Origin of the sequence: Pseudomonas sp. B16(2017) (assembly GCF_002113205.1) — a bacterium.
In the GTDB taxonomy this organism is placed as follows: domain Bacteria; phylum Pseudomonadota; class Gammaproteobacteria; order Pseudomonadales; family Pseudomonadaceae; genus Aquipseudomonas; species Aquipseudomonas pharyngis.
Genome location: NZ_NEKA01000013.1, coordinates 60,027 through 85,841, shown reverse-complemented (window position 1 = coordinate 85,841; position 25,815 = coordinate 60,027). Strand labels below are relative to the sequence as shown.

At 61.6% G+C, this 25,815-nt stretch carries 21 protein-coding genes and 3 tRNA genes; 23 read left to right on the top strand and 1 reads right to left on the bottom strand.

From position 1 onward, the window contains the following. Window positions 1-42: 42 nt before the first annotated feature. Window positions 43-933 carry a LysR family transcriptional regulator gene (locus tag CAG25_RS21505; RefSeq protein ID WP_007956444.1) on the bottom strand — a complete coding sequence of 297 codons (891 nt, stop codon included), beginning with the start codon at window positions 931-933 and terminating at the stop codon, window positions 43-45. Between the two features lie 140 nt (window positions 934-1,073). On the opposite strand from CAG25_RS21505, the gene leuC reads away from it, so the two are divergent. The 23 genes from leuC (at window position 1,074) to CAG25_RS21390 (ending at window position 25,788) form a co-directional block, all read left to right on the top strand. Then, complete coding sequence (gene leuC / locus CAG25_RS21500; protein ID WP_085612819.1) at window positions 1,074-2,492, top strand: 3-isopropylmalate dehydratase large subunit; 1,419 nt, start codon at window positions 1,074-1,076, stop codon at window positions 2,490-2,492. Between the two features lie 11 nt (window positions 2,493-2,503). Continuing rightward, window positions 2,504-3,148, top strand: a complete 645-nt coding sequence (leuD, locus tag CAG25_RS21495) for a 3-isopropylmalate dehydratase small subunit (RefSeq protein WP_007956446.1) — start codon at window positions 2,504-2,506, stop codon at window positions 3,146-3,148. 35 nt (window positions 3,149-3,183) lie between these two features. Continuing rightward, a complete protein-coding gene (locus tag CAG25_RS21490; RefSeq protein WP_085612817.1) occupies window positions 3,184-3,948 on the top strand; it encodes a class I SAM-dependent methyltransferase in 765 nt (254 codons plus the stop codon). Window positions 3,949-4,017: 69 nt separating this feature from the next. After that, window positions 4,018-5,100, top strand: a complete 1,083-nt coding sequence (gene leuB, locus CAG25_RS21485; RefSeq protein WP_039770158.1) for a 3-isopropylmalate dehydrogenase — start codon at window positions 4,018-4,020, stop codon at window positions 5,098-5,100. A gap of 66 nt (window positions 5,101-5,166) precedes the next feature. Beyond that, on the top strand, window positions 5,167-6,279 hold the full coding sequence (gene asd, locus CAG25_RS21480) for an aspartate-semialdehyde dehydrogenase (protein WP_011333354.1): 1,113 nt from the start codon (window positions 5,167-5,169) through the stop codon (window positions 6,277-6,279). Between the two features lie 193 nt (window positions 6,280-6,472). Further along, window positions 6,473-7,483, top strand: coding sequence for an aspartate-semialdehyde dehydrogenase (locus tag CAG25_RS21475; RefSeq protein ID WP_085612815.1), 1,011 nt, complete (start codon window positions 6,473-6,475; stop codon window positions 7,481-7,483). A 209-nt stretch (window positions 7,484-7,692) separates the two neighbouring features. Next, window positions 7,693-10,335: a FimV/HubP family polar landmark protein gene (locus CAG25_RS21470; protein ID WP_085612813.1), complete on the top strand. Its 2,643-nt coding sequence runs from the start codon at window positions 7,693-7,695 to the stop codon at window positions 10,333-10,335. 150 nt (window positions 10,336-10,485) lie between these two features. Then, window positions 10,486-11,310, top strand: a complete 825-nt coding sequence (gene truA, locus CAG25_RS21465; protein WP_039771597.1) for a tRNA pseudouridine(38-40) synthase TruA — start codon at window positions 10,486-10,488, stop codon at window positions 11,308-11,310. A 64-nt stretch (window positions 11,311-11,374) separates the two neighbouring features. Continuing rightward, on the top strand, window positions 11,375-11,989 hold the full coding sequence (locus CAG25_RS21460; RefSeq protein WP_039771595.1) for a phosphoribosylanthranilate isomerase: 615 nt from the start codon (window positions 11,375-11,377) through the stop codon (window positions 11,987-11,989). Between the two features lie 192 nt (window positions 11,990-12,181). After that, window positions 12,182-13,102, top strand: coding sequence for an acetyl-CoA carboxylase, carboxyltransferase subunit beta (gene accD / locus CAG25_RS21455; RefSeq protein ID WP_064378840.1), 921 nt, complete (start codon window positions 12,182-12,184; stop codon window positions 13,100-13,102). Then, window positions 13,099-14,406, top strand: coding sequence for a bifunctional tetrahydrofolate synthase/dihydrofolate synthase (folC, locus tag CAG25_RS21450; RefSeq protein ID WP_085612811.1), 1,308 nt, complete (start codon window positions 13,099-13,101; stop codon window positions 14,404-14,406). The genes accD and folC overlap by 4 nt, the downstream gene beginning before the upstream one ends. Next, the gene (locus tag CAG25_RS21445) at window positions 14,390-15,052 is read left to right on the top strand and encodes an SPOR domain-containing protein (RefSeq protein ID WP_085612809.1); all 663 of its coding nucleotides are present in this window, start codon (window positions 14,390-14,392) and stop codon (window positions 15,050-15,052) included. Before folC ends, CAG25_RS21445 begins: the two co-directional genes overlap by 17 nt. Before the next feature lie 98 nt (window positions 15,053-15,150). Further along, on the top strand, window positions 15,151-15,711 hold the full coding sequence (locus tag CAG25_RS21440) for a CvpA family protein (protein WP_039771589.1): 561 nt from the start codon (window positions 15,151-15,153) through the stop codon (window positions 15,709-15,711). A 41-nt stretch (window positions 15,712-15,752) separates the two neighbouring features. Beyond that, the gene (gene purF / locus CAG25_RS21435; RefSeq protein ID WP_007956466.1) at window positions 15,753-17,258 is read left to right on the top strand and encodes an amidophosphoribosyltransferase; all 1,506 of its coding nucleotides are present in this window, start codon (window positions 15,753-15,755) and stop codon (window positions 17,256-17,258) included. 80 nt (window positions 17,259-17,338) lie between these two features. Next, window positions 17,339-18,550 carry an O-succinylhomoserine sulfhydrylase gene (locus CAG25_RS21430; RefSeq protein WP_064594841.1) on the top strand — a complete coding sequence of 404 codons (1,212 nt, stop codon included), beginning with the start codon at window positions 17,339-17,341 and terminating at the stop codon, window positions 18,548-18,550. Continuing rightward, window positions 18,547-19,323 carry an SDR family oxidoreductase gene (locus CAG25_RS21425; RefSeq protein WP_041475192.1) on the top strand — a complete coding sequence of 259 codons (777 nt, stop codon included), beginning with the start codon at window positions 18,547-18,549 and terminating at the stop codon, window positions 19,321-19,323. Before CAG25_RS21430 ends, CAG25_RS21425 begins: the two co-directional genes overlap by 4 nt. Window positions 19,324-19,413: 90 nt before the next feature. Next, a tRNA-Val gene (locus CAG25_RS21420) sits at window positions 19,414-19,489 on the top strand. A 55-nt stretch (window positions 19,490-19,544) separates the two neighbouring features. After that, window positions 19,545-19,621: transfer RNA gene (locus CAG25_RS21415), tRNA-Asp, on the top strand. Window positions 19,622-19,714: 93 nt separating this feature from the next. After that, window positions 19,715-19,791: transfer RNA gene (locus tag CAG25_RS21410), tRNA-Asp, on the top strand. 421 nt (window positions 19,792-20,212) lie between these two features. Next, on the top strand, window positions 20,213-23,044 hold the full coding sequence (locus tag CAG25_RS21405; protein ID WP_085612807.1) for a xanthine dehydrogenase family protein molybdopterin-binding subunit: 2,832 nt from the start codon (window positions 20,213-20,215) through the stop codon (window positions 23,042-23,044). Next, window positions 23,037-23,576: a (2Fe-2S)-binding protein gene (locus tag CAG25_RS21400; protein WP_007956473.1), complete on the top strand. Its 540-nt coding sequence runs from the start codon at window positions 23,037-23,039 to the stop codon at window positions 23,574-23,576. Before CAG25_RS21405 ends, CAG25_RS21400 begins: the two co-directional genes overlap by 8 nt. 2 nt (window positions 23,577-23,578) lie before the next feature. After that, window positions 23,579-24,814 (top strand): cytochrome c, encoded by a 1,236-nt coding sequence (locus CAG25_RS21395; RefSeq protein ID WP_085612806.1) that lies wholly within the window; start codon window positions 23,579-23,581, stop codon window positions 24,812-24,814. A 2-nt stretch (window positions 24,815-24,816) separates the two neighbouring features. After that, window positions 24,817-25,788 carry an XdhC family protein gene (locus tag CAG25_RS21390; RefSeq protein WP_085612805.1) on the top strand — a complete coding sequence of 324 codons (972 nt, stop codon included), beginning with the start codon at window positions 24,817-24,819 and terminating at the stop codon, window positions 25,786-25,788. The last annotated feature ends 27 nt before the right edge of the window (window positions 25,789-25,815 follow it).

Below are 25,815 nucleotides of genomic sequence, written 5' to 3'. Positions count from 1 at the left end.
GCGTTTGGCACAGGGGCGGCAGCTCTATAGGAGTAGCACAAGTTAGCCGAGAGTCCCTGGCAGATCGATTTGAGCGTCCAGCAGGGCCATAAACGCCCGTGCAGCATTCGACAGCGTCCTTTCAGTGTGCAGGATATAGCCTAGCTGGCGACTGAGCTGTATGCCCGGTAAAGGTATGCGCGCCACCTGTTCATCGAGCATCGTGCGCGGCAAAACGCTCCAGGCCAGGCCGATCGACACCATCATCTTGATGGTTTCCAGGTAGTTGGTGCTCATGGCGATGTTCGGCGTCAGCCCCTGAGCCTCGAACAGCCGTTGGACAATATGGTGGGTAAAGGTGTTGCCGCCGGGGAAAACCGCCGGATGGCCGGCAATGTCCGCCAATGTGACGGCGCCGTTGCTGATCAATGAATGCTCCGGGGCGACCACGAAATCCAGCGGGTCATCCCAGACTGGCGTGGCCTTGACCAGCGTGTGCGGCTCCGGCGCCAGGGTGATGACCGCCAGCTCTGCGCGACCGTGGAGGATTTCCTCGTAGGCCACTTCCGAATCGAGGAACTGAATATCCAGCGCCACCTGTGGGTAGCGGCGGGTGTATTCCCTCAATAAGGGCGGCAGACGGTGCAGGCCGATGTGGTGACTGGTGGCCAGGGTCAGGCGGCCGGTGACTTCGCCGGTCAGGTTGGTCAGGGCGCGGCGCGTGTCGTCGAGCACGTTGAGAATCTGATAGGCCCGTGGCAGCAAGGCCCGGCCGGCCTCGGTCAGGCCCACTTCACGACCGAGGCGGTCGAACAGCCGCACATTCAATTGCTGCTCCAATCCGGCGATGCGTTTGCTGATCGCCGGTTGTGTCAGGTGCAGCCGTTCGCCGGCACCGGAGAAGCTTCCGGTCTCGGCAATCGCGATAAAAGCATTGAGGTTGGCCAAGTCCATGTTCGCATTCCAGTTGGTTATCCAAAGCATAAAAAATATGAATTTGAGTTATTTAATCTAACCCCATAGGATCGGCCTCACAAGCCAAAGGGTTATTGATAAGCCCAGGGCATAGAAACAAGCTGATGAGGAACCGTCTGATGGCCGGCAAAACGCTCTACGACAAGCTCTGGGATTCGCATTTGGTCAAACAGCGCGACGATGGCTCGGCGCTGATCTATATCGATCGTCACATCATCCACGAAGTGACCTCGCCGCAAGCCTTCGAAGGCCTGCGTCTGGCCGGGCGCAAGCCGTGGCGCATCGATGCCAACATTGCCACCCCGGACCACAACGTACCGACCACCCCGGAGCGCAAGGGCGGCATCGAAGCCATTGCCGACCAGGTCTCGCGTTTGCAGGTTCAGACCCTCGACGACAACTGCGATGAATACGGCATCGTGGAATTCAAGATGAACGACGTGCGCCAGGGCATCGTTCACGTGATCAGCCCGGAGCAGGGCGCGACCTTGCCGGGCATGACCGTGGTCTGCGGCGACTCGCATACCTCGACCCACGGCGCGTTCGGCGCTTTGGCTCACGGGATCGGCACTTCCGAGGTCGAGCACGTGCTCGCCACCCAGTGCCTGGTCGCCAAGAAAATGAAGAACATGCTGGTGCGCGTCGAAGGCCAGTTGCCATTCGGCGTGACCGCCAAGGACATCGTCCTCGCGGTGATCGGCAAGATCGGCACCGCCGGCGGTAACGGCCATGCCATCGAATTCGCCGGCAGCGCGATTCGCGACCTGTCCATCGAAGGCCGCATGACCATCTGCAACATGTCCATCGAAGCCGGAGCCCGTGTGGGTCTGGTGGCGGCGGACCAGAAGACCGTGGATTACGTCAAGGGTCGTCCGTTCGCACCGAAAGGCGCCGAGTGGGATCTGGCGGTCGAGTCCTGGAAAGACCTGGTGTCCGACGCCGACGCGCATTTCGACACCGTGGTCGAACTCGACGCCACACAGATCAAGCCGCAAGTCAGCTGGGGCACATCGCCGGAAATGGTGCTGGCCGTTGATCAGAACGTGCCGGACCCGGCTGAAGAGATGGATCTGGTCAAACGCGACTCGATCGTCCGTGCCTTGAAATACATGGGTTTGACCGCCAATCAGGCGATCACTGACATTCAGCTCGACCGCGTATTCATCGGGTCCTGCACCAACTCGCGGATCGAAGACTTGCGCGCTGCGGCGGTGATCGCCAAGGGCCGCAAGGTTGCGTCGACCATCAAGCAGGCCATCGTGGTGCCGGGCTCGGGTCTGGTGAAGGCGCAGGCCGAGGCCGAAGGTCTGGACAAGATCTTCCTCGAAGCCGGTTTCGAATGGCGTGAGCCGGGTTGCTCGATGTGCCTGGCGATGAACCCGGACCGTCTGGAGTCCGGCGAGCATTGCGCCTCGACCTCCAACCGTAACTTCGAAGGCCGTCAAGGCGCTGGTGGCCGTACCCACCTCGTCAGTCCGGCCATGGCCGCTGCGGCGGCGGTGAACGGTCGTTTCATCGACGTTCGTGAATTGATCTAAAGGAGCGCAGCATGAAAGCTTTTACCCAGCACACTGGTCTCGTCGCGCCTCTGGATCGTGCCAACGTCGACACCGATCAGATCATTCCGAAGCAGTTTCTGAAGTCGATCAAACGCACCGGTTTCGGCCCGAACCTGTTCGACGAGTGGCGTTACCTCGATGTGGGTCAGCCGTATCAGGACAACTCCAAGCGTCCGCTGAACAAGGAGTTCGTGCTCAACGCGGAGCGCTATCAAGGCGCCAGCGTGTTGCTGGCCCGCGAAAACTTCGGTTGCGGTTCCAGCCGTGAACACGCGCCGTGGGCGCTGGAAGAGTACGGTTTCCGCAGCATCATCGCACCGAGCTATGCCGACATCTTCTTCAACAACAGCTTCAAGAACGGCTTGCTGCCGATCATCCTGAGCGACGCCGAAGTCGACGAGCTGTTCAAGCAGGTCGAAGCCGCGCCGGGCTATCAGTTGCAGATCGATCTGCACGAGCAGACCGTGACCAGCCCGAACGGCAAGGTCTACCGCTTCGAGATCGACGCCTTCCGCAAACACTGCCTGCTCAATGGCCTGGACGACATCGGCCTGACCTTGCAGGACGGCGATGCGATTGCTGCGTTTGAAGCCAAGCATCGCGCGAGCCAGCCATGGTTGTTCCGCGACGCGTGAATCTGAAAGGTTGAAACCCAGAAAAGGACGTACCCATGACCAGCACCGCCCACAGTCAGGTTGTACAGAAGCAATTCGGTGAACAGGCCGCCGCCTACCTGAGTAGCGCCGTTCACGCTCAAGGCACTGAATTTGCGCTGCTGCAGGCTGAGCTGGCGGGGCAGGGCGAGGCGCGGGTGCTGGACCTGGGTTGCGGCGCCGGGCACGTGAGTTTTCACGTCGCCCCGTTGGTGAAGGAAGTGGTGGCCTACGACCTGTCGCAGCAGATGCTCGACGTGGTCGCCGCCGCTGCGGTTGATCGCGGCTTGAGCAATGTGTCCACGGTCAACGGCGCCGCCGAGCGCCTGCCGTTCGCCGATGGCGAGTTCGACTTCGTGTTCAGCCGTTATTCGGCGCACCATTGGAGCGATCTCGGCGTGGCCTTGCGCGAAGTGCGCCGGGTGCTGAAACCGAGCGGCGTGGCGGCGTTCATCGATGTGCTGTCGCCGGGCAGCCCGCTGTTCGACACCTATTTGCAGAGCGTCGAAGTGCTGCGCGACACCAGCCATGTGCGCGATTATTCGGCCGGTGAGTGGTTGCGCCAGGTCAGCGAGGCCGGTCTGCACACCCGCAGCACTACGCGCCAGCGCCTGCGTCTGGAGTACAACAGCTGGGTCGAGCGTATGCGCACACCCGAAGTGATGCGCGCCGCGATCCGCCAGTTGCAGCAGTCGATGGGCAACGAAGTGCGCGAATATTTTGAGATTGAGGCCGATGGTTCGTTCAGTACAGATGTACTGGTGCTCTGGGCTGAAAAGTAAGTTTCGAACGACAAGCATTTTTCCCGGCGCGCCCGTCGACGGTGCACCGACTGAAGACACGAGGAAAGCATGAGCAAGCAGATTCTGATTCTCCCAGGCGACGGTATTGGTCCGGAAATCATGGCCGAAGCGGTCAAGGTGCTGGAGCTGGCCAACGACAAGTACAGCCTGGGCTTCGAGCTGAGCCATGACGTGATCGGTGGCGCCGCCATCGACAAGCACGGCGTGCCGCTGGCCGATGAAACCCTCGATCGCGCCCGTGCCGCCGACGCCGTGCTGCTGGGCGCCGTCGGCGGCCCGAAATGGGACACCATCGAGCGTGACATCCGCCCTGAGCGCGGTCTGCTGAAAATCCGTGCGCAACTGGGCCTGTTCGGCAACCTGCGCCCGGCGATCCTGTACCCGCAACTGGCCGAGGCTTCGAGCCTGAAGCCGGAAATCGTTGCCGGCCTGGACATCCTGATCGTCCGTGAGCTGACCGGCGGCATCTACTTCGGCGCACCACGTGGCACCCGTACTCTGGAAAACGGCGAGCGCCAGTCCTACGACACCCTGCCGTACAGCGAAAGCGAAATCCGCCGCATCGCCCGCGTCGGTTTCGACATGGCCCGCGTGCGTGGCAAGAAGCTGTGCTCGGTGGACAAGGCCAACGTGCTGGCGTCCAGCCAACTGTGGCGTGAAGTGGTCGAGCAGGTGGCCAAGGATTACCCGGACGTTGAACTGAGCCACATGTACGTCGACAACGCCGCCATGCAACTGGTGCGTGCACCGAAGCAGTTCGACGTGATCGTCACCGACAACATGTTCGGCGACATCCTGTCCGATGAAGCGTCGATGCTCACCGGCTCCATCGGCATGCTGCCGTCGGCCTCGCTGGACGCCAACAACAAGGGCATGTACGAGCCTTGCCACGGCTCGGCACCGGACATCGCCGGCAAAGGCATTGCCAACCCGCTGGCGACCATCCTGTCGGTGTCGATGATGCTGCGTTACAGCTTCAATCTGCACGAAGCCGCCGACGCCATCGAGAAAGCGGTCAGCGTGGTGCTGGATCAAGGTCTGCGCACCGGCGACATCTTTTCGACCGGTTGCACTAAAGTCGGTACGCAGGAAATGGGTGACGCAGTAGTCGCCGCGCTGCGGAATCTGTAATCTCTCGGGCCCGCTGCGAAATTCAATACAAAGCAGCGGCCCACTTTTCAAGAAGGTGTAGTTGCGATGAAACGTGTAGGTCTGATCGGTTGGCGCGGCATGGTCGGTTCCGTGCTCATGCAGCGGATGCTGGAAGAGCAGGATTTCGATCTTATCGAGCCGGTGTTTTTCACCACTTCCAATGTCGGTGGCCAAGGCCCGTCCGTGGGCAAGGACATTGCTCCGCTCAAGGACGCTTACAGCATTGAAGAGCTGAAAACCCTCGACGTGATCCTGACCTGCCAGGGCGGCGACTACACCAGCGAAGTATTCCCGAAGCTGCGCGAAGCCGGCTGGCAGGGTTACTGGATCGACGCGGCCTCGAGCCTGCGGATGAACGACGACGCCGTTATCATCCTCGATCCGGTCAACCGCAAGGTCATCGACCAGCAGCTCGACGCAGGCACCAAGAACTACATCGGCGGCAACTGCACCGTCAGCCTGATGCTGATGGGCCTGGGTGGTCTGTTCGAGGCCGGTCTGGTCGAGTGGATGAGCGCCATGACCTATCAGGCGGCGTCTGGTGCCGGTGCACAGAACATGCGTGAACTGATCAAGCAGATGGGCGCGACCCACGCCGCTGTCGCCGATCAACTGGCCGATCCTGCCAGCGCGATCCTCGACATCGACCGCCGTGTGGCCGAAGCCATGCGCAGCGACGCATACCCGACCGAAAACTTCGGCGTACCGCTGGCCGGCAGCCTGATCCCGTGGATCGACAAGGAACTGCCGAACGGCCAGAGCCGCGAAGAGTGGAAGGCCCAGGCCGAGACCAACAAGATCCTCGGTCGCTTCAAGAGCCCGATCCCGGTCGACGGCATCTGCGTGCGCATCGGCGCCATGCGTTGCCACAGCCAGGCGCTGACCATCAAGCTGAACAAGGACGTGCCGATCGCCGATATCGAAGGACTGATCAGCCAGCACAACCCTTGGGTCAAACTGGTGCCGAACAACCGTGAAATCAGCATGCAGGAGCTGAGCCCGACGAAAGTCACCGGCACCCTGAACGTACCGGTCGGTCGTCTGCGCAAGCTGAACATGGGTTCGCAGTTCGTCGGTGCCTTCACCGTCGGCGACCAACTGCTGTGGGGCGCGGCCGAACCGCTGCGTCGCATGCTGCGGATTTTGCTTGAGCGTTGATCGCTTGATGCAATGAAAGAACCCGCGCCTTGCAAGAGGCGCGGGTTTTTTTGTACCTGTTGATCGTTCCCATGCTCTGCGTGGGAATGCAGCCATGGACGCTCCGCGTCCGCTCTTCGCGGCGGGCGCGAATTGCCTGCGTGCGACTCACCCGGTAAAGTGCCGCTCCCCCCGTTTCGCCAGAGGTAGCAACATGACCCAGACCCTTGATATTGCCGTGATCGGCGCCACCGGTACTGTCGGCGAAACCCTTGTGCAGATCCTCGAAGAACGCGACTTCCCGGTCGGCACGCTGCACCTGTTGGCCAGCAGCGAATCCGCCGGCAGCTCGGTGCTGTTTCGCAACAAGAACGTGCGCGTGCGTGAAGTCGACGAGTTCGATTTCAGCAAGGTCAAACTGGCGTTCTTCGCCGCCGGCCCGGCCATCACCCTGAGTTACGCCACCCGCGCTCACGCGGCGGGTTGCTCGCTGGTCGATCTGTCCGGCGCCTTGCCGGCGGATCAGGCGCCGCAAGTGGTGCCGGAAGCCAATGCCGATGTGCTGGCCGGTTTGAAAGTGCCGTTCCAGGTCAGCAGTCCAAGCCCGTCGGCCACTACTTTGGCCGTGGTGTTGGCGCCGCTGCTCGATCTGATCGAACTGCAATACGTGCATGTCACCGCCAATCTGGCGGTTTCCGCCCAGGGCCGCGAAGCCGTGACCGAGCTGGCGCGCCAGACCGCCGAGCTGCTGAACATGCGTCCGCTGGAGCCGACATTCTTCGACCGGCAGATGGCTTTCAACCTGCTGGCCCAGGTCGGCACACCGGATGCGCAAGGTCATACGCTGCTGGAAAAGCGCCTGGTGCGCGAGCTGCGTCAGGTGCTGACCAAGCCTTTATTAAAGATTTCCGCAACTTGTGTTCAAGCCCCGGTGTTTTTTGGCGATAGCTTTAGCGTGACCTTGCAGTCAGCGAGCGCGGTCGACCTGGAAAAGGTCAACGCCGCGCTTGAAGAGGCCGAGGGCATCGAGCTGGTCGAAGCCGGTGATTATCCGACCGCCGTCGGTGACGCGGTGGGGCAGGACGTGGTCTACGTCGGGCGGGTACGTGCCGGTGTCGACGAACCGTCGGAACTTAATCTGTGGCTGACGTCAGATAACGTACGCAAAGGTGCGGCCCTCAACGCCGTGCAGGTCGCCGAGTTGTTGATAAAAGACCTGCTGTAAAAGATACTTGGCAACAATTTGTCGACTGATTCTAGCCGGGCGCTATGCTTGGCCGGAGCAGTTGGCAACGTGTCACCCTCCGGGACTTTCCGGGGCATCAAAGAAATGATCGCGCGCGGCATGCTGTCGTCGTCGCGCGCAATGCCTTACGGCAGCGACTATCAACATCTTCTCGCTGGCCGAGGAACGTTCAAACAAAGGAAGAGGCTATGGTTCAAGTTCGCAAACTGGTGTTAGCAATAGCGGCCGCCTCGGCGCTGTCCTCCGGTATGGCGCATGCCCTCGGGCTCGGGGAGCTGACCCTGAAGTCGACCCTGAACCAGCCGCTGGTAGCGGAAATCGAGCTGCTCGATGTCAAGGATCTGACCGCTGCCGAAGTGGTGCCGAGCCTGGCCTCGCCGGAAGATTTCGCCAAGGCCGGGGTCGATCGCCAGGCCTTCCTCAATGATCTGACGTTCACCCCGGTGCTTAACGCCAGCGGCAAAAGTGTGCTGCGCGTTACCTCGAGCAAACCGCTGTCGGAACCGATGGTGAAATTCCTCGTGCAGGTAATGTGGCCGAACGGCCGCCTGCTGCGTGACTACAGCGTGCTGCTGGATCCGTCGAAGTTTTCGCCGCAGACCGCCGATGCCGCCGCTCAACCCGCGCCAGCGCAAACCATTACCGCACCGACCACCGGCGCCACCCATTCGACCCACACCACCACGCCGCGCGACACCCTATGGGAAATCGCCGCGAAGGCGCGCACCGGCGGTTCGGTGCAGCAGACCATGCTGGCGATCCAGGCCTTGAACCCGGACGCGTTCATCGGTGGCAACATCAACCGCCTGAAAACCGGTCAGGTGCTGCGTCTGCCGGACCAAGTGCAAAGCACCGCACTGCCGCAGTCCAAAGCGATTGCCGAAGTGGCCGCGCAGAACGAAGCCTGGCGTCAGGGCCGTCGTTATGTGGCCAAGCCGGGCACCGGTCAGCAGCAACTCGATGCGACCAATCGTGGCCGCGCCAATACCGGCGCTGCGCAAAACGCCAAGGACAACCTGAGCCTGGTGTCCGCCGAAAGCGCCAAGGCGCGTGGCAAGGGCCCCGCGGGCGATGCCAAGGCCCTGAGCAACAAACTGGCGGTCACTCAGGAAAGTCTCGACACCACCCGTCGTGACAACGAAGAACTGAAAAGCCGCATGGCCGATCTGCAAAGTCAGCTGGACAAGCTGCAACGCTTGATCGAACTGAAAAACAATCAACTGGCGAAGATGCAGGCCGAAGGTTCGGGTGCTGCTCCCGCGACCGCCGCCACTGCGCCAGTGGTGCCGGCGATCACCGCGGAACTGGCGGCCACGCCGCCGGCCACTCCGGCAGAGGCTGCTCCGGGCGCACCTGCGCCTGAAGCCGCCGCTCCGGCACCAGTCGAGCCTGTTGTCGAGCCTGTGGTTGAAACCACGCCCGCCGCCAATGACGAGAAAACCTTCAACGAACTGCTGACCAATCCGATCCTGCTGGGTCTGGTCGGTGGCGGTGCGGTGGTTCTGCTGCTCCTGCTGTTGCTGCTGGCCCGCCGCCGCAAGGCGCAGCAGGAAGCCGAAAAACACCTGCGCATGGCCCGTGCCCTGGAGGAGCAATCCTTCTCCCAGGATCTCGATCTGCCTGAAAGCAGCTTCGAAGGTCTGGAAGTACCAGCCGCCAGCGTCAAGCTGAACCCAGCCCCAGCCCCAGCCCCAGCCCCAGCCGCTGCTGCTGTAGTGGCGCCAGTCGTGATGGCCGAGCCGATCGCCGCGCCGTTGGTGGCGCCGGCCGCCGAGCGTTCCGACGACGTGCTGGACAAGGCGCAGTCGCACATCGACGGCGGTCGTCTGAATCAAGCCGCCGCGTTGCTGGAGGAGGGCGTGAGCCTGGAGCCGCAGCGCAGCGATCTGCGTCTGAAACTGATGGAAGTCTACGGTCGTCAGGGTGATCGCGATGCGTTCGTCGGTCAGGAGCGCCAACTGGTCGCCAATGGCGACAACTTCGCCAAGGTCGAAGAGCTGAAAAGCCGCTTCCCGGCCATGGCGGTCGTTGCGGCCAGCGGTCTGGCGGCTGCGGCCATGGCTGCCGAGCTGGACGCGGAATACGTCAAGGAGCTGCTGCTCGACGAGCCTGAAGCGCCTGCCGCGGCAGATGCTGAACTGGACAGCGCTTTCGACCTGAGCCTCGACGATCTGGATAACATCACGCCAGTAGAGCCTCTGGCGACTGTCGAGCCGGAAGCGCCAGTCGAGCTGGATGCGTTCCCGACTGACGACGACCTGAGCTTCGAGTCCGTGCTGCAACAGCAGACCGACATCAAGGAAAACCTCGACGACCTGTCGGATTTCGACCTGGATATGGATCTCGGTGCCGACCCTGCGCCTACGCCGGTCGAGCTGGCAGACGATGATTTCCTGCTGGATCTGGACGAAGGCGTGAAGGATCTGCCGCTGGTCGAAACTCCAACCGTGGCCGACGTGCCGCAGGACGATCTGGAGCTGCCAGCCGATTTCGACCTGTCCCTGGCTGACGAAATGGACGCGGCGCCAGCCGAGCCGGATGCGTTCGCCGCCGAACTGGACGACGTCAACGCCGAGCTGGATCGCTTGTCGGGCAGCATCAACGAGCCAAGCTTCACCGAAGCCGATGCGGCGCTGGGTGATGATCTGGGGGAGGATGACTTCGACTTCCTGTCCGGTACTGACGAAGCCGCGACCAAGCTCGATCTGGCTCAGGCCTATATCGACATGGGCGACAACGACGGTGCGCGCGACATCCTCAATGAGGTCATCAGTGAGGGCAACGACAAGCAGAAAAGCGAAGCGAGCGAAATGCTGTCGCATCTGGCCTGAGTCGGCATTCAGCGGTAAACAAAACGGCAGCCCATGAGGCTGCCGTTTTTGTTTGGGTCTGGTTTCCCCGTCCCGCCGCCTTATAATGCCCGCCTTTGTAGATCAGCAGGCTGTACCGACTTGGCAAACATAGATAACCCGGCCGCCGAAATGGCACCCGAAGGCTTTTTCCGCGTCGCGCTGGGCGTTGAATACAAGGGCTCGCGCTACAGCGGCTGGCAGCGCCAGTCCACCGGTGTGCTCACCGTGCAGGAAACCCTGGAAAAAGCCCTGTCGAAGGTCGCCGACTCGCCGATCTCGCTGCAATGTGCCGGGCGCACCGACGCCGGTGTGCATGCCTGCGGGCAAGTGGTGCATTTCGACACCCAGGTCGACCGTTCGCTGAAAGCCTGGGTCATGGGCGCCAACATCAATCTGCCCCACGACATCAGCGTCAGTTGGGCGAAGGTCATGCCGGCGCATTTCCATGCGCGATTCAAGGCGATTGCCCGGCGCTATCGCTACGTGATCTACAACGATCAGATCCGCCCGGCGCATCTCAACGAAGAAATCACCTGGAATCACCGTCCTCTGGACGTCGAGCGCATGGCCGAAGCCGCGCAGTACCTGATCGGTACCCATGATTTCAGTGCGTTCCGTGCCGGCCAGTGCCAGGCCAAGTCGCCGATCAAGAAGATGCATCACCTGCGCGTGACCCGTCACGGCAAAATGATCGTTCTGGACATCCGCGCCAACGCGTTCCTGCATCACATGGTGCGCAACATCGCCGGCGTGCTGATGACCATCGGTGCCGGCGAGCGGCCGGTAGAGTGGATGAAAGAAGTGCTGGAGAGCCGCGAGCGGCGTTCCGGCGGGGTCACGGCGCATCCGTTCGGCCTGTATCTGGTGCAGGTCGAGTACCACGACGAGTTTCCGTTGCCCGAGCGTTTCATCGGGCCACATTTCCTTACGGGTTTCGCGGAACTTGACGGCTGACGCCCTCGAACGCATTTGTTACCATCCGGGACTTTCTCGGATTTGCCTTGGGGTTTTTATCGACATGTCAGCCGTTCGCAGCAAGATTTGCGGGATTACCCGCATAGAAGATGCGTTGGCAGCCGTCGAGGCCGGGGCCGACGCCATCGGTTTTGTGTTCTACGCTAAAAGTCCCCGGGCCGTGACCGTGCAGCAGGCGCGGGCGATCATCGCTGCATTGCCGCCGTTCGTGACCACGGTCGGGTTGTTCGTCAATGCCAGCCGCTGCGAGCTCGGGGAAATCCTCGATGCCGTGCCGCTGGATCTGTTGCAGTTCCATGGCGACGAGACCGCCGCCGAGTGTGAAGGCTGGCACCGGCCGTACATCAAGGCCTTGCGGGTCAAGGCGGGCGATGACATTGCCGCTGCCTGCGATGCCTACCCGAGCGCCAGCGGCGTGCTGCTCGACACTTATGTCGAAGGCGTGCCCGGCGGAACCGGCGAGGCGTTCGACTGGTCATTGATTCCGCAAGGCTTGAGCAAGCCGTTGATTCTGGCCGGCGGCCTGACGCCGGAGAACGTCGCCGATGCGGTCGCCCGGGTGCGGCCGTATGCCGTGGATGTCAGCGGCGGGGTAGAGGCGAGCAAGGGCATCAAGGATCACGCAAAGATTCGTGCATTCATCAACGCCGTACGCTGATGTGACGGCTGGCAGACTGCCGCCGTCCACAGCTCTGTAGAAAAGAGGCTGAGGGTCTTTTCGGGGTGTACGCAGGTCAGTTCCGCTGACCCGGCAGCCCGGACGATCATCGCCACACATGAATTTAGCTGAAGGGCATACGCGGGGCCGCGAACCAGAGCGTTCGGGCCGCCGGTACTGGAGAAAGAAAGCATGAGCAACTGGTTGGTAGACAAGCTGATCCCTTCGATCATGCGTTCCGAGGTCAAGAAGAGCTCGGTCCCTGAGGGTCTGTGGCACAAATGCCCGTCCTGCGAGGCTGTGCTGTATCGTCCGGAGCTGGAAAAGACCCTGGACGTTTGCCCTAAATGCAACCACCACATGCGCATCGGCGCACGTGCGCGCATCGACATCTTCCTGGACGCCGAAGGCCGTGCCGAACTGGGCGCCGACCTGGAGCCGGTTGACCGTCTGAAATTCCGTGACGGCAAGAAGTACAAGGACCGTCTGGTCGCTGCCCAGAAGCAGACCGGCGAGAAGGACGCACTGGTTTCCATGAGCGGCACCCTGCTGGGCATGCCTGTCGTGGTTTCGGCGTTCGAGTTCAGCTTCATGGGCGGTTCCATGGGCGCCATCGTCGGTGAGCGCTTCGTGCGCGCCGCCAACTATGCACTGGAAAACCGTTGCCCGATGGTCTGCTTCTCCGCCTCCGGTGGTGCGCGGATGCAGGAAGCCCTGATCTCTCTGATGCAGATGGCCAAGACTTCGGCCGTGCTGGCGCGCCTGCGCGAAGAAGGCATTCCGTTCATCTCTGTGCTGACCGATCCGGTCTACGGCGGCGTTTCCGCCAGTCTGGCGATGCTGGGCGACGTGATCGTCGGCGAGCCAAAAGCCCTGATCGGCTTCGCCGGCCCGCGCGTGATCGAGCAGACCGTGCGTGAAAAACTGCCGGAAGGCTTCCAGCGCAGCGAGTTCCTGCTGGAGCACGGCGCCATCGATTTGATCATCGACCGTCGCGAACTGCGCCCGCGTCTGGGTAACCTGCTGGCGCAACTGACCGGCAAGCCGACGCCTAAATTCGTTGCTGCGCCGATCGAGCCGATCGTCGTTCCGCCGGTGCCTGCCAACGTATGACCGAGCGCACCCTTGGCGAGTGGCTCGCCTACCTTGAACAGTTGCATCCATCGGCCATCGACATGGGGCTGGAGCGTTCGCAACAGGTAGCGTCCCGCATGGGACTGGGCCAGCCGGCGCCACGGGTGATTACGGTCACCGGCACCAACGGCAAGGGTTCGACCTGCGCTTTCGTGGCTTCCTTGCTGCGGGCGCAGGGCCTGAACGTCGGTGTCTACAATTCTCCGCACCTGCTGCGTTACAACGAGCGGGTGCAGCTCAATGGCGTCGAAGCCACTGATGCGCAGCTGTGCGAAGCCTTCGCGGCGGTCGAAGCGGGGCGCGGCGACACTTCCCTGACTTACTTCGAAATGGGCACCCTGGCGGCGTTCTGGCTGTTTCAACGGGCTGGGCTCGATGCGGTGGTGCTGGAAGTCGGGTTGGGCGGGCGTCTTGACACGGTCAACGTGGTCGATGCCGATATCGCGCTGGTCACCAGCATTGGTGTCGATCATGCCGACTATCTCGGCAATACCCGTGAATCCGTGGCCTTCGAGAAGGCCGGGATTTTCCGCCAGGGCAAACCTGCGCTGTGCGGCGATCTGAATCCTCCACAACCCTTGCTGGACAAGGCGCGCGAGCTTGCTTGCCCGTTCTTCCTGCGCGGGCGGGATTTCGACCTGGGTATCACGGATCAGTTCTGGCAGTGGCGTGGCACCGATGCTGACGGTCAGGTCGTCGAACTGCGTGATTTACCGCTGCTCGACCTGCCGATGGAGAACGCCGCGTTGGCGTTGCAGGCTTATCTGCTGCTCGGTTTGCCATGGGAGGCCGGGCAGATTGTTGCGGCGCTGCAGGCAACTCGCGTGGTCGGTCGCCTCGATCGTCGCTCCTTCGAATGGAACGGCAAACGTCTGAACCTGCTGCTGGACGTTGGCCACAACCCGCATGCGGCGGAGTATCTGGCCCGGCGTCTGGCTGCTCGTCCACCGGTCGGCAAGCGTCTGGCGGTGTTCGGCCTGCTGGCGGACAAGGATCTGGACGGTGTCATCGGTGAGTTGAATGCCAGCGTCCAGCACTGGGCGGTGGCGCCACTGGATTCGCCACGTGCGCGTCCGGTGGATGAATTGAATCAGGCATTGCAGAACCTTGGCGCCTCGGTCACGTCTTATGACAGCGTGGCGGCCGCTCTGGAAGGGCAGTGTGCAGTGGCCACCAGCGACGACGAGATCTTGCTGTTCGGATCATTTTATTGTGTCGCCGAGGCCCTCGAATGGCTGTCTCGGCGCTCCACGGAGGAAGCGGCAAATGGCTTTGCTGGATAAAGCGTACAAGCAGCGCATGGTCGGTGCCCTGGTGCTGGTGGCGCTGGCGGTGATTTTCTTGCCGATGCTGTTTTCCCGTCAGGATGAGCAGCGTCAGGTGACCGTCGAGGCGCCGGCTGCGCCGCAAGCGCCCGCCGTGGCGCAGATCCAGATGGAAACCGTGGCCGTGCCTGAGCCTCAGGTTCTGCCGCAAGAGCCAGTGCCAAGCGATGACGAAGTCGCCGAGCAGGCTGTGCCAACGGCGCCGATTGCTTCCGCCGCGCCAGCCCCGGCTCCGGCGCCGGTAGCCAAACCGGTTGCGCCGGCTCCCGCTCCCGTGGCCAAGCCAACCACGGCTCCGGCGCAGCCGATCGCTGCGCTGTCTGCCAAACCGGATACCACTCAAAGCCGCGTCGATGCCAATGGCCTGTCGGTGAGTTGGTCGGTGCAACTGGCCAGCCTGTCGAGCCGTGCCAGCGCCGAAAGCCTGCAGAAAACCCTGCGCAGCCAGGGTTACAACGCTTACATCCGTTCGGCCGATGGCAAGAACCGGGTGTTCGTCGGCCCGCTGATCGAGCGCGCCGAAGCCGATCGTCTGCGCGATCTGTTGAGCCGCCAGCAGAACCTCAAGGGGTTTGTGGTGCGCTTCCAGCCTGAGCGCGGCTGATATCTATCACTTCGATAGAAATGCACTGAAAATCGCAGCTTACCGACAGCCATGCGCTCTGCTAAAATGCGCCGCCTTATCCGTCTGTAGGCTGCACTGTGCCATTTACCTGGGTTGACTGGGCGATCGTTGCAATCATCGCCATCTCCGCTTTGATCAGTTTGAGCCGCGGCTTCGTCAAAGAAGCATTGTCGCTGGTGACCTGGATCATCGCAGGAGCTGTTGCCTGGATGTTCGGTGGCTCACTGTCCGAGTACCTCGCCGGATACATCGAAACACCGTCGGCTCGCGTGATCGCGGGCTGTGCCATCATGTTTGTCGCCACACTGATCGTGGGCGCAATGATCAATTATCTTATCGGCGAGTTGGTTCGCGTCACCGGGTTGTCCGGGACCGATCGATTCCTCGGCATGGCCTTCGGCGCTGCGCGTGGCGTGTTGCTGGTGGTCGTGGCGGTCGGGCTGTTGAGCCTGGGGCCGGTACAGCAGGACGGGTGGTGGAAAGAATCACAGCTCGTGCCAAAGTTTCTATTGGTCGCAGACTGGTCCAAGAACCTGATTCTCGGGTGGAGCAGTCAGTGGCTTGCCAGCGGAATCAGCGTACCCGCTGATATTCCGTTCAAGGAGCAACTCTTGCCGTCGGCCAAAACGCCTCAGTGAGTGTTGTTCAGTTCAGATCCATTAAGTAGGGGTTGCGTCGCATGTGTGGCATCGTCGGTATCGTCGGTAAGTCGAACGTCAATCAGGCGCTGTATGACGCGCTAACCGTGCTCCAGCACCGCGGCCAGGACGCTGCCGGTATCGTGACCAGCCATGATGGCCGGTTGTTCTTGCGCAAGGACAATGGCCTGGTGCGTGACGTGTTTCAACAGCGTCACATGCAGCGCCTGGTCGGCCACATGGGTATCGGCCACGTCCGTTACCCGACTGCCGGCAGCTCGACGTCGGCCGAGGCTCAGCCGTTCTACGTCAACTCGCCGTACGGCATCACCCTGGCGCACAACGGTAACCTGACCAACGTTGAACAGTTGGCCAAAGAGATCTACGAATCCGATCTGCGTCACGTCAACACCAGCTCCGACTCGGAAGTGCTGCTCAACGTGTTCGCTCACGAGCTGGCCCAGCGCGGCAAGCTGCAACCGACCGAAGAAGACGTGTTTGCCGCCGTGACCGACGTACATAACCGTTGCGTCGGTGGCTACGCTGTCGTGGCGATGGTGACCGGTTACGGCATCGTCGGCTTCCGTGACCCGCACGGCATCCGCCCGATCGTGTTCGGCCAGCGTCACACCGACGAAGGCGTCGAGTACATGATCGCCTCCGAAAGTGTTTCGCTGGATGTGCTCGGCTTCACCCTGATCCGCGACCTGGCGCCGGGCGAAGCGGTCTACATCACTGAAGACGGCAAGCTGCACACCCGTCAGTGTGCGACCAACCCATCCCTGACCCCGTGCATCTTCGAACACGTCTATCTGGCGCGTCCGGATTCGATCATCGACGGCGTGTCGGTCTACAAGGCCCGTCTGCGCATGGGTGAGAAGCTGGCCGAGAAGATCCTGCGCGAGCGTCCAGAGCACGACATCGACGTGGTCATCCCGATTCCGGACACCAGCCGCACTGCCGCGCTGGAGCTGGCCAACCATTTGGGCGTGAAATTCCGCGAAGGTTTCGTCAAGAACCGTTACATCGGCCGTACCTTCATCATGCCTGGCCAGGCCGCGCGCAAGAAGTCGGTACGCCAGAAGCTCAACGCCATCGAGCTGGAATTCCGCGGCAAGAACGTGATGCTGGTCGACGACTCGATCGTTCGTGGCACTACCTGCAAGCAGATCATCCAGATGGCCCGCGAAGCCGGCGCGAAAAACGTCTACTTCTGCTCGGCGGCTCCGGCTGTGCGCTTCCCGAACGTGTACGGCATCGACATGCCAAGCGCTCACGAGCTGATCGCGCACAACCGTTCGACCCAGGACGTGGCTGACCTGATCGGCGCTGACTGGCTGATCTATCAGGACCTGCCTGACTTGATCGAAGCGGTCGGCGGCGGCAAGATCAAGATCGAAAACTTCGATTGCGCAGTGTTTGACGGCAAGTACGTCACCGGCGACGTCGACGAGGCTTACCTGAACAAGATCGAACAGGCACGCAACGATGCCTCGAAGGTCAAGACCCAGGCGGTCAGTGCGATCATCGATCTGTACAACAACTGAGTTTCAACCGGCCCCTAGGGGCCGGTTTTGTATCTGGCAAAAGACTTTTATTTATCGAGAACAGGGCAAGGAGTGACAGCATGAGTCAGGAATGGGATGCCGGTCGGCTGGACAGCGACCTCGAAGGCGTAGCGTTCGATACCCTGGCCGTACGTGCCGGTCAGCACCGTACGCCGGAAGGCGAGCACGGTGATCCGATGTTCTTCACTTCCAGCTACGTGTTCCGTACCGCCGCCGATGCGGCTGCACGGTTTGCCGGGGAAGTGCCGGGCAACGTCTACTCGCGTTACACCAACCCGACCGTTCGCGCCTTCGAAGAGCGCATCGCCGCGCTGGAAAGCGCCGAGCAGGCGGTGGCCACGGCCACCGGTATGGCCGCGATCATGGCGGTGGTGATGAGTCTGTGCAGCGCCGGCGATCATGTGCTGGTGTCGCGCAGCGTGTTCGGCTCGACCATCAGTCTGTTCGAGAAGTACTTCAAGCGTTTTGGCGTGGAAGTCGATTACGTGCCGCTGGCCGATCTGTCGGCCTGGGACGCAGCGATCAAGTCCAACACCAAATTGCTGTTCGTCGAGTCGCCGTCCAATCCGTTGGCTGAGCTGGTAGATATCACCGCGCTGTCGGAAATCGCGCACGCCAAGGGTGCGATGCTGGTAGTCGACAACTGCTTCTGCACGCCGGCGTTGCAGCAGCCGCTGAAATTAGGCGCAGACATCGTTGTGCATTCGGCCACCAAGTTCATCGATGGTCAGGGCCGTTGCATGGGCGGTGTGGTTGCCGGTCGCAGCGAACAGATGAAAGAAATCGTCGGTTTCCTGCGTACCGCCGGGCCGACCCTGAGCCCGTTCAACGCCTGGATCTTCCTCAAGGGTCTGGAAACCCTGAACCTGCGGATGAAGGCGCATTGCGCCAACGCCCAGCAACTGGCCGAATGGCTGGAGCAGCAGGACGGCATCGAGAAGGTGCATTACGCCGGTCTCAAGAGCCATCCGCAGCACGAGCTGGCTCAGCGTCAGCAGAAAGGCTTCGGCGCGGTGGTGAGCTTTGAGGTGAAGGGCGGAAAAGAGGGCGCCTGGCGCTTCATCGATGCGACCCGTTTGATCTCGATCACCGCTAATCTGGGTGACAGCAAAACCACCATCACCCACCCGAGCACTACGTCCCACGGCCGTCTGGCGCCGCAGGAGCGCGAGGCTGCCGGCATTCGTGACAGCCTGATCCGCATCGCGGTCGGTCTGGAAGACGTGGCTGACCTGCAAGCCGATCTGTCGCGCGGTCTGGCGGCGTTGTGATCGAGTTGTCTACGCCGAAGATCGGCACCCATGGCCGCGTTGCATTGGTCACGGGTGCTGCGCGCGGGATCGGTCTGGGCATCGCTGCGTGGTTGATCAGCGAAGGCTGGCAGGTGGTATTGACCGACCTTGATCGTGTCCGTGGTTCGAAAGTGGCGAAGGTGCTGGGCGAGAACGCCTGGTTCATCGCCATGGACGTCGCGGACGAAAGCCAGGTGGCGCTCGGTGTCGCTGAGGTGCTGGGACAATTCGGTCGTCTGGATGCGCTGGTGTGCAACGCTGCCGTGGCCGATCCGCACAACATCACGCTGGAAAGTCTCGATCTGGCTTACTGGAATCGGGTGTTGGCGGTGAACCTCGGTGGGCCGATGTTGCTGGCCAAGCACTGCGCGCCGTATCTGCGTGCGCACAACGGGGCAATCGTCAATCTGGCCTCGACCCGTGCGGCGCAGTCGGAACCTGATACGGAGGCGTACGCGGCGAGCAAGGGTGGCTTGCTGGCTTTGACTCACGCACTGGCGATCAGTCTCGGGCCGGAGATTCGCGTCAATGCGGTCAGTCCGGGCTGGATCGATGCGCGGGATCCATCCGCCCGGCGCGCGGAACCGCTGACCGATACCGATCATGCCCAGCATCCTGCGGGCAGGGTAGGGACGGTCGAGGATGTGGCAGCGATGGTGGCGTGGTTGCTGTCGAAGAATGCAGGGTTTGTGACGGGGCAGGAATTCGTGGTCGATGGCGGTATGACCAAGAAGATGATTTATACGGAATGAAGCAATTTCGTCTTTGTTAGAAAAACTTCAATCCTGCTATTGACTTAGGTTCGCTACCTGCGTAAATTTCGCGGCCTCGGAGATGCAAACGGGTGATTAGCTCAGCTGGGAGAGCGTCTGCCTTACAAGCAGAATGTCGGCGGTTCGATCCCGTCATCACCCACCACTCCCGAGAGACTTGCGTAAGCAAGAACGTAGGCTGAAAGTGCCTGCACCGACGCGCAGCGGTAGTTCAGTCGGTTAGAATACCGGCCTGTCACGCCGGGGGTCGCGGGTTCGAGTCCCGTCCGCTGCGCCATATTCAACGAGTCAGACACTGTCTGGTTCGCGATTGAAAAGCACCGAAGCTTTCAGTCAAACGAGTTACTTGAGCGTCAGCTCAAAGCGATACGCAGCGGTAGTTCAGTCGGTTAGAATACCGGCCTGTCACGCCGGGGGTCGCGGGTTCGAGTCCCGTCCGCTGCGCCATATCTGTTTCAAGGACCACTGAACGCCTTGAAACACCGAAAGCAACCTCTGGTTGATTCGGAATCGATAGCAAAGACCCTGGTCGAAAGACCGGGGTTTTTTGTGTCTGAAATTTGACCTCTCCCAAATTCCTCCCTTGTAGCCGGCGACGAACCCTAGCCGTGGCTCGTTCGATGCTGCCGGGCAATCTACCTGCGTCTCCGAGTCGCTGCGATGCAATGCCGCATTGATTTTTTGATTCTTTAGTCAAATTTTTGTAACTGGTTGTTTGCTGCGAGCTCAGAAACCTATAAAGTTAACCTTTCGGTCAGCTTTGCACTGTCATCACGCCCTTTGCTTCGTCAAAAAGGGCTTCTGCAAGACTCGAGATTCCCAGTAGATAACCAGAAGGGCGGATCCATAACCGCCCAGAGGATGATCCATGTCCAACCGTGAAATATCCCGGCGCTCGTTCCTTCAGGGCGGGCTGGTGGCGGGTGTGAGCGTTACGCTCACGCCGCTCAGCAGTCAGGCGCTCGGTGCCTTGATGGAAAACAGCGTCACCGTGCCGTCCGAGCAGTGGCTCGGCAACAACGGCAAGGCGCGCCAGCGTAACGATGCCTTGTCCAAGGTCTGCGGCAGCAAAGTGTTTGCCCGCGACATCCGTTCCAAGGACATGCCGGGCTGGCCCCAGCAGCAAGGCCACGCCATGTTGCTGAAAACCATCAAGGCCGACCGCATCTACGACGGCTACGACCTGTCGTGGCTCGGCGCTGATCTGCAGCCTGATCGCATCGTCACCGCTGCCGACCTGGACAAGGACGGCATTGTATTCCCTGAAGAGCACGCGCCGGATCCTCTGCTGCCGGAAGGCAAAGTACCGATGTTCATCGGCCACCCGGTTGCGATCCTGATCTGGAACGACTTCGAGCGTTTCCGCCAGGCCAAGAACAAACTCAAATTCAATGACAAAGCGATTCGTTACGGTGCGCAAGTACCGTTCTACGAAGGCGATCCCTATGGCAGTTTCCGTTACGTGCGCGTCGGTGGCCCGACGTCGGCGGACGAAGACGAGTTCGCCAGCCTCAAGGATTCGATCCTGTTCCCGATGCTGAAGAACCGTCGTCCGGTGTGGAATTCCCAACCGAACCTGCACGGCAACCTGACCGAGCGCGGCCTGTTCTACGCCGACCGCATGAAAAAAGAGATCGACACCCCGCCGGACAACTGGCTGGTGTTCGACGAACGCTACAAAACCCCGTCGATCGAGCCGGCCGCGATGGAACCGGACAATGGCAACGGCTGGTACGACCCGGCGACCAAGACCCTGCATTTCGTCGTCGCCACTCAGTGCCCGCTGGAAACCGCCACCGAGACCGCGAAGATGATCGGGCCGTCGCGTTTCGGCCTGGCGAACCTGAACATGCACCCGGGTTATACCGTCGGTTACGGTTCCAAGGACCACAATATTTTCGTCTACTACGCGGCCCTGGCGGCGTTGTACGGCGCAGGTGTGCCGATTCGCCTGGCCAACGACCGTTACGAGCAATTCCAGAGCGGCATCAAGCGCCACCCGTTCGACATCCGCTATCAGTTGGCGGTGGACAAGACCGATCACAGCTTCAAGATTTTCCGTGCCGAGATGAGCGTCGACGGTGGCGGTCGGATCAACTACAGCCCGTCGGTGGCCGCCGTTGGCGCTACTGCGGCGCAGTCGATCTACTACATGCCGCAGAACGACCTGCAGGTCACCGCTTACCATTCCCGAGCGGTTGAAGCGGGTTCGATGCGTGGCTACGGCACGCTGCAGAGCATGGCCTCCACCGAGATGATGGTCGACGAAATCGCCGATCGCCTTGGTGTCGATGCCATCGATCTGCGACGCAAGAACGCGCTGCGCTCGGGGATGAAAAACACCCAGGGCGCGATCCCGGCCGGTGCGTTGCGCCTGCACGAGATTCTCGACAAGGCTTCGCTGCACGAAGTCTGGAAAAACCGCGACGCGATCAAGAAGCAGCGCGAAGCGGCGGATCCGGACAACTGGTATGGCGTGGGTTTCGCCATTTGCCAGAAAGACTTCGGCACCGGTTCCGAAGCGCCGATGGCCAGCATCGAGTTCACCGCTGACGGGCGCATTTCCCTGCGTCACATCGGTATCGAGATCGGCACCGGCATGTCCACCTCGCAAGCGTTAGTGGTGGCTGATTTCCTCGGCAGCGCGGCTCACGACGTGAAGACCGGCGAAACCGAGTGGGATGAAATGCAGCTGGTCACCGCCGGCAACCCTTACATCATGAGCCAGGCCGAACAGGACAACTTCCTGCGCAACCCGCGCTGGGTCGGCAAGCTGGCATCGGCCTCGTCCGCGACCAACTCCGCCTACTACTTCAGCCACGCCACCCGTGAAGCGGCGCGCGTGCTATTCAACCACGGTCTGTGGCCGGCGGCGCTGGAGATCTGGCGTCAGGGCCCTTACGGCGGCCAGGCCAACCCTTACGTGGTGCGTCGCGAAGATGCGCATTGGGTCGACGGCAAACTGACCGCCAACGGCATGCAGCCACTGACCTTCGAAGAGCTGGCCAAGCGTGCTCACGAGCGCGGTCTGGTCACTGGCGCCACGGTTCACGGTTTCAACCGCTGGAGCTGGGCCGAGGCCGAATACAGCATCGATGGCGTGCGCGAGCGTCTGCCGCTCGACGGTCTGGCGGTGAAGTACGGCGACGGCGCCCCGAAAGCGAAAAAGGCGCAAATGACCAGCGCCGGTTTCCATCTGCTGGATCGGCAGAACATCGCCTATCCGGTCGTCCAGTTGAACAACGCCGCCGTGACCTACTACAGCCCGGTCGCAACGCTGGTCGAGTTGAAGGTCAACAAAGGTTCGGCAGAAGTCGAAGTGCTCAACCATCACTCGTGGCTGGAATGCGGACGGGTGCTGGTCGAAGAACTGGTTCGTGGTCAGCTCGAAGGCGGGATCGCCATGGGCATCGGTCACGCCTTGATGGAAGAGATGCCGTTGTACGAAGGCGGGCCAGGGGAGGGTGACTGGAACTTCAACCGTTATCGCCTGCCGATGGCGCGCCATGTGGCGGTGTGGAAGCAGACGTCGGAAATCCTGCCGCCGCTGTCCCCAAGCGACCCGTCCAAAGGCATCGCCGAAGTGGTGATGATTCCGGTGGTCGGTGCCATCGGTAACGCCGTGGCCCACGCCATCGGTAAACGTGTTCGCGATCTGCCAATCACTGCTGCGCGCATCAAGGAGGCCCTCAATGGCTAACCGTCCGCTTCAACTGACCCTCAACGGTCAATCCGTCGGCCCGGTGGACATCCCTGATGACCTGCCGATGATCGATTACCTGCACGAATACAAGAACCTCACCGGTTCGCGCCTGGGCTGCGGTCAGGGCATCTGCCACGCCTGCGTGGTGATCGTCGACAACCCGGACGGCACCAGCGAAGAAGTGCGCACATGCATCACTGGCGCGCATTACTTCGAGGGCAAGAAAGTCCGCACCATCGAAGGCCACGCCAAGCGTGACGAGCAAGGCCAGGTCACCGAGCTGAACCCGATCCAGCAGCGTTTTGTCGACGAATTCGCCTTCCAGTGCAGCTACTGCGCGCCGGGTTTCGTCAACGCCGCGACCGTGCTGGTGGAAAAGCTGCAACGCCAGCCAATCGTCAAAAGCAAACTGGAGCAAGTCATCGAGGACAGCCTCGGCCATCACGTCTGCCGTTGCACCGGGTACGTGCGTTACTACAACGCCACCCGCAACGTGCTGACTGATCTCGGCCTGGTCAAGGAGGGTTAAGCATGAAGCAATTATTGACCCGCCTGGCCCTGGCGGTCGGGCTGGCTGCACCTGTGTTGGCGGCGCATGCGGATGAACAGGTCAAGCGCGGTGAATACCTTGCCCGCGCCGCTGACTGCATGGCCTGCCACACGGCGCCGGGTGGCGCGCCGTATGCGGGCGGGCTGCCGATCGTGTCGCCGTTCGGCACGATCTACGGTACCAACATCACGCCGAGCAAGGAGCACGGCATCGGTCTCTACACCGATGACGAGTTCTTCGCCGCGCTCACCGAAGGCAAGCGTCGTGACGGCGCCAACCTGTATCCGGCGATGCCGTACACCTCGTATCACTTGATGCCGCGTGCGGATTCGGATGCGATTCACGCGTATCTGAAAACCGTCGAGCCGATCGAGCGCGCCGCGCCGGTGACCAGTCTGAGCTTCCCGTTCAACGTGCGTCCGGGCTTGATTGGCTGGAACATGATGTACGGTAAAGCGTTGAAGCTGGAGCCTTCCGAAGGCAAAAGCGACGCCTGGAAACGCGGCCAGTACATGGTCGAAGTGCTCGGCCATTGCGGCGAATGCCATACGCCACGCGGCCTGCCGGGCGCGATGCAGTTGGATAAGCGCCTGACCGGCGGCATCCTTAACGGCTATCTGGCGCCGAGCCTGCTGGCAACCGACTTGGCGGCACGCGGCTGGAACCATCAGGACCTGAGCACGTTCCTCAAGCACGGCATGAGCGCCCAGGGCACGATGTTCAACGAGATGTTCCCGGTGTTCCACAACAGCGCTCAGGGTCTGAATGATCCGGATCTGGCGGCGATGGCGACTTTCCTGCTGGGCGACAAGCCTCCGGCGGCGAAAGAACTGACCGAGGTGCCGGTGGAAAAACTCAGTGTCAGCGCCCAGCGCGGCCGTCAGGAATACTTGAACGTCTGCGCCGGCTGTCACGCGGCCGGTGGCGAGGGCAAACCGCACATAGCGGTGGCCATGCGCGGCAACACCACGTTGCGTCTGGAAGACCCGCGCAACCTGTTGCGCGTGATCGAGGATGGCATCGGCGAACAGAAATTCGCCGGGTTCGAACACATGCAGCCGATGCCGGGTTTTGCCGACAAGCTCAGTGCCGAACAACTGACCGATCTGCTGAACTACCTGCGTCAGGGTTGGGGTGGTCAGTCTGCTGAGTTGGCGGTGGGCGATGTGCAGAAGCTTCAGGCTGACGCCCCGTCCATCGAGCACAAGGCGCACTGATCATGCAGCATCTCGATCTGCAGGTTGTGCGTCGGGCGCTGGAGTGGTCGACGGCGGGGCAACGCATCTGGCTCTGCACCGTGCTGACCACCTATGGTTCGGCGCCACGCGCGCCAGGTTCGCTGCTGGCGGTGAACGACGGCGGGCAGTGGATCGGGTCGCTGTCCGGTGGTTGTGTCGAGGAAGACTTTCTCGAGCGCGTCGCCGAAGGTGTGTTTCTCGATGCGATCAACGTCGTGCGTTATGGCGAAGGTGACGATCCGCGTTCGCGGGTCAGCCTGCCGTGCGGCGGCATACTCGATGTGCTGGTAGAGAAATTTGACGCCGGCTGCGATGTGCAGGCGCACCTGCGTGAGCTCGAATCGGCGTTGCTCGGGCAGCGCCGGGTGATTCGCGAAGTCGATCTGACTACTGGTGCGCGTAGCCTGTTTACCGATCACGAGCAGGGCGCGCGAATCGAGCGTGAAATCGACCGGGTACGGATCCGCATCGGGGCTGCTCAGCGCTTGCTGCTGGCGGGGTATTCCAGCGTGGCGCAGGCGTGTGCGGAGTTCGCGGTTGGTCTCGGCTTCGAAGTGATTCTCTGCGACCCGCGTGAAGAAGTGCTGAAAGACGTGGTGCTCAATGGCGTGGAGATTCGCCGGCAATTGCCGTCGGTGTTCATCGCCGATGGCGGTTGCCACCGTGATACCGCGGTGGTGGCCTTGACCCATGATCCGCGCATCGACGATCTGGCGATGATGGAAGCTGTGCGCACCGAGGCGTTTTACATCGGCGTAATGGGTTCGTTGCAGACTTCACAAAAGCGCTTCGAGCGTTTGCGTAGGGTTGGCGGTCTGGGGGAGAGCGAGCTGGCGCGAATTCATGCGCCGATCGGCCTCAACCTAGGCAGCAAGACACCGGCGGAAATTGCTTTGGCAGTGCTCGCGGATATCCTGCGGATTCGCAGCGGGATTGGGCGGGATCAGTTGTGATTGAGGCTGGATGTAAAAGGGGCCGCT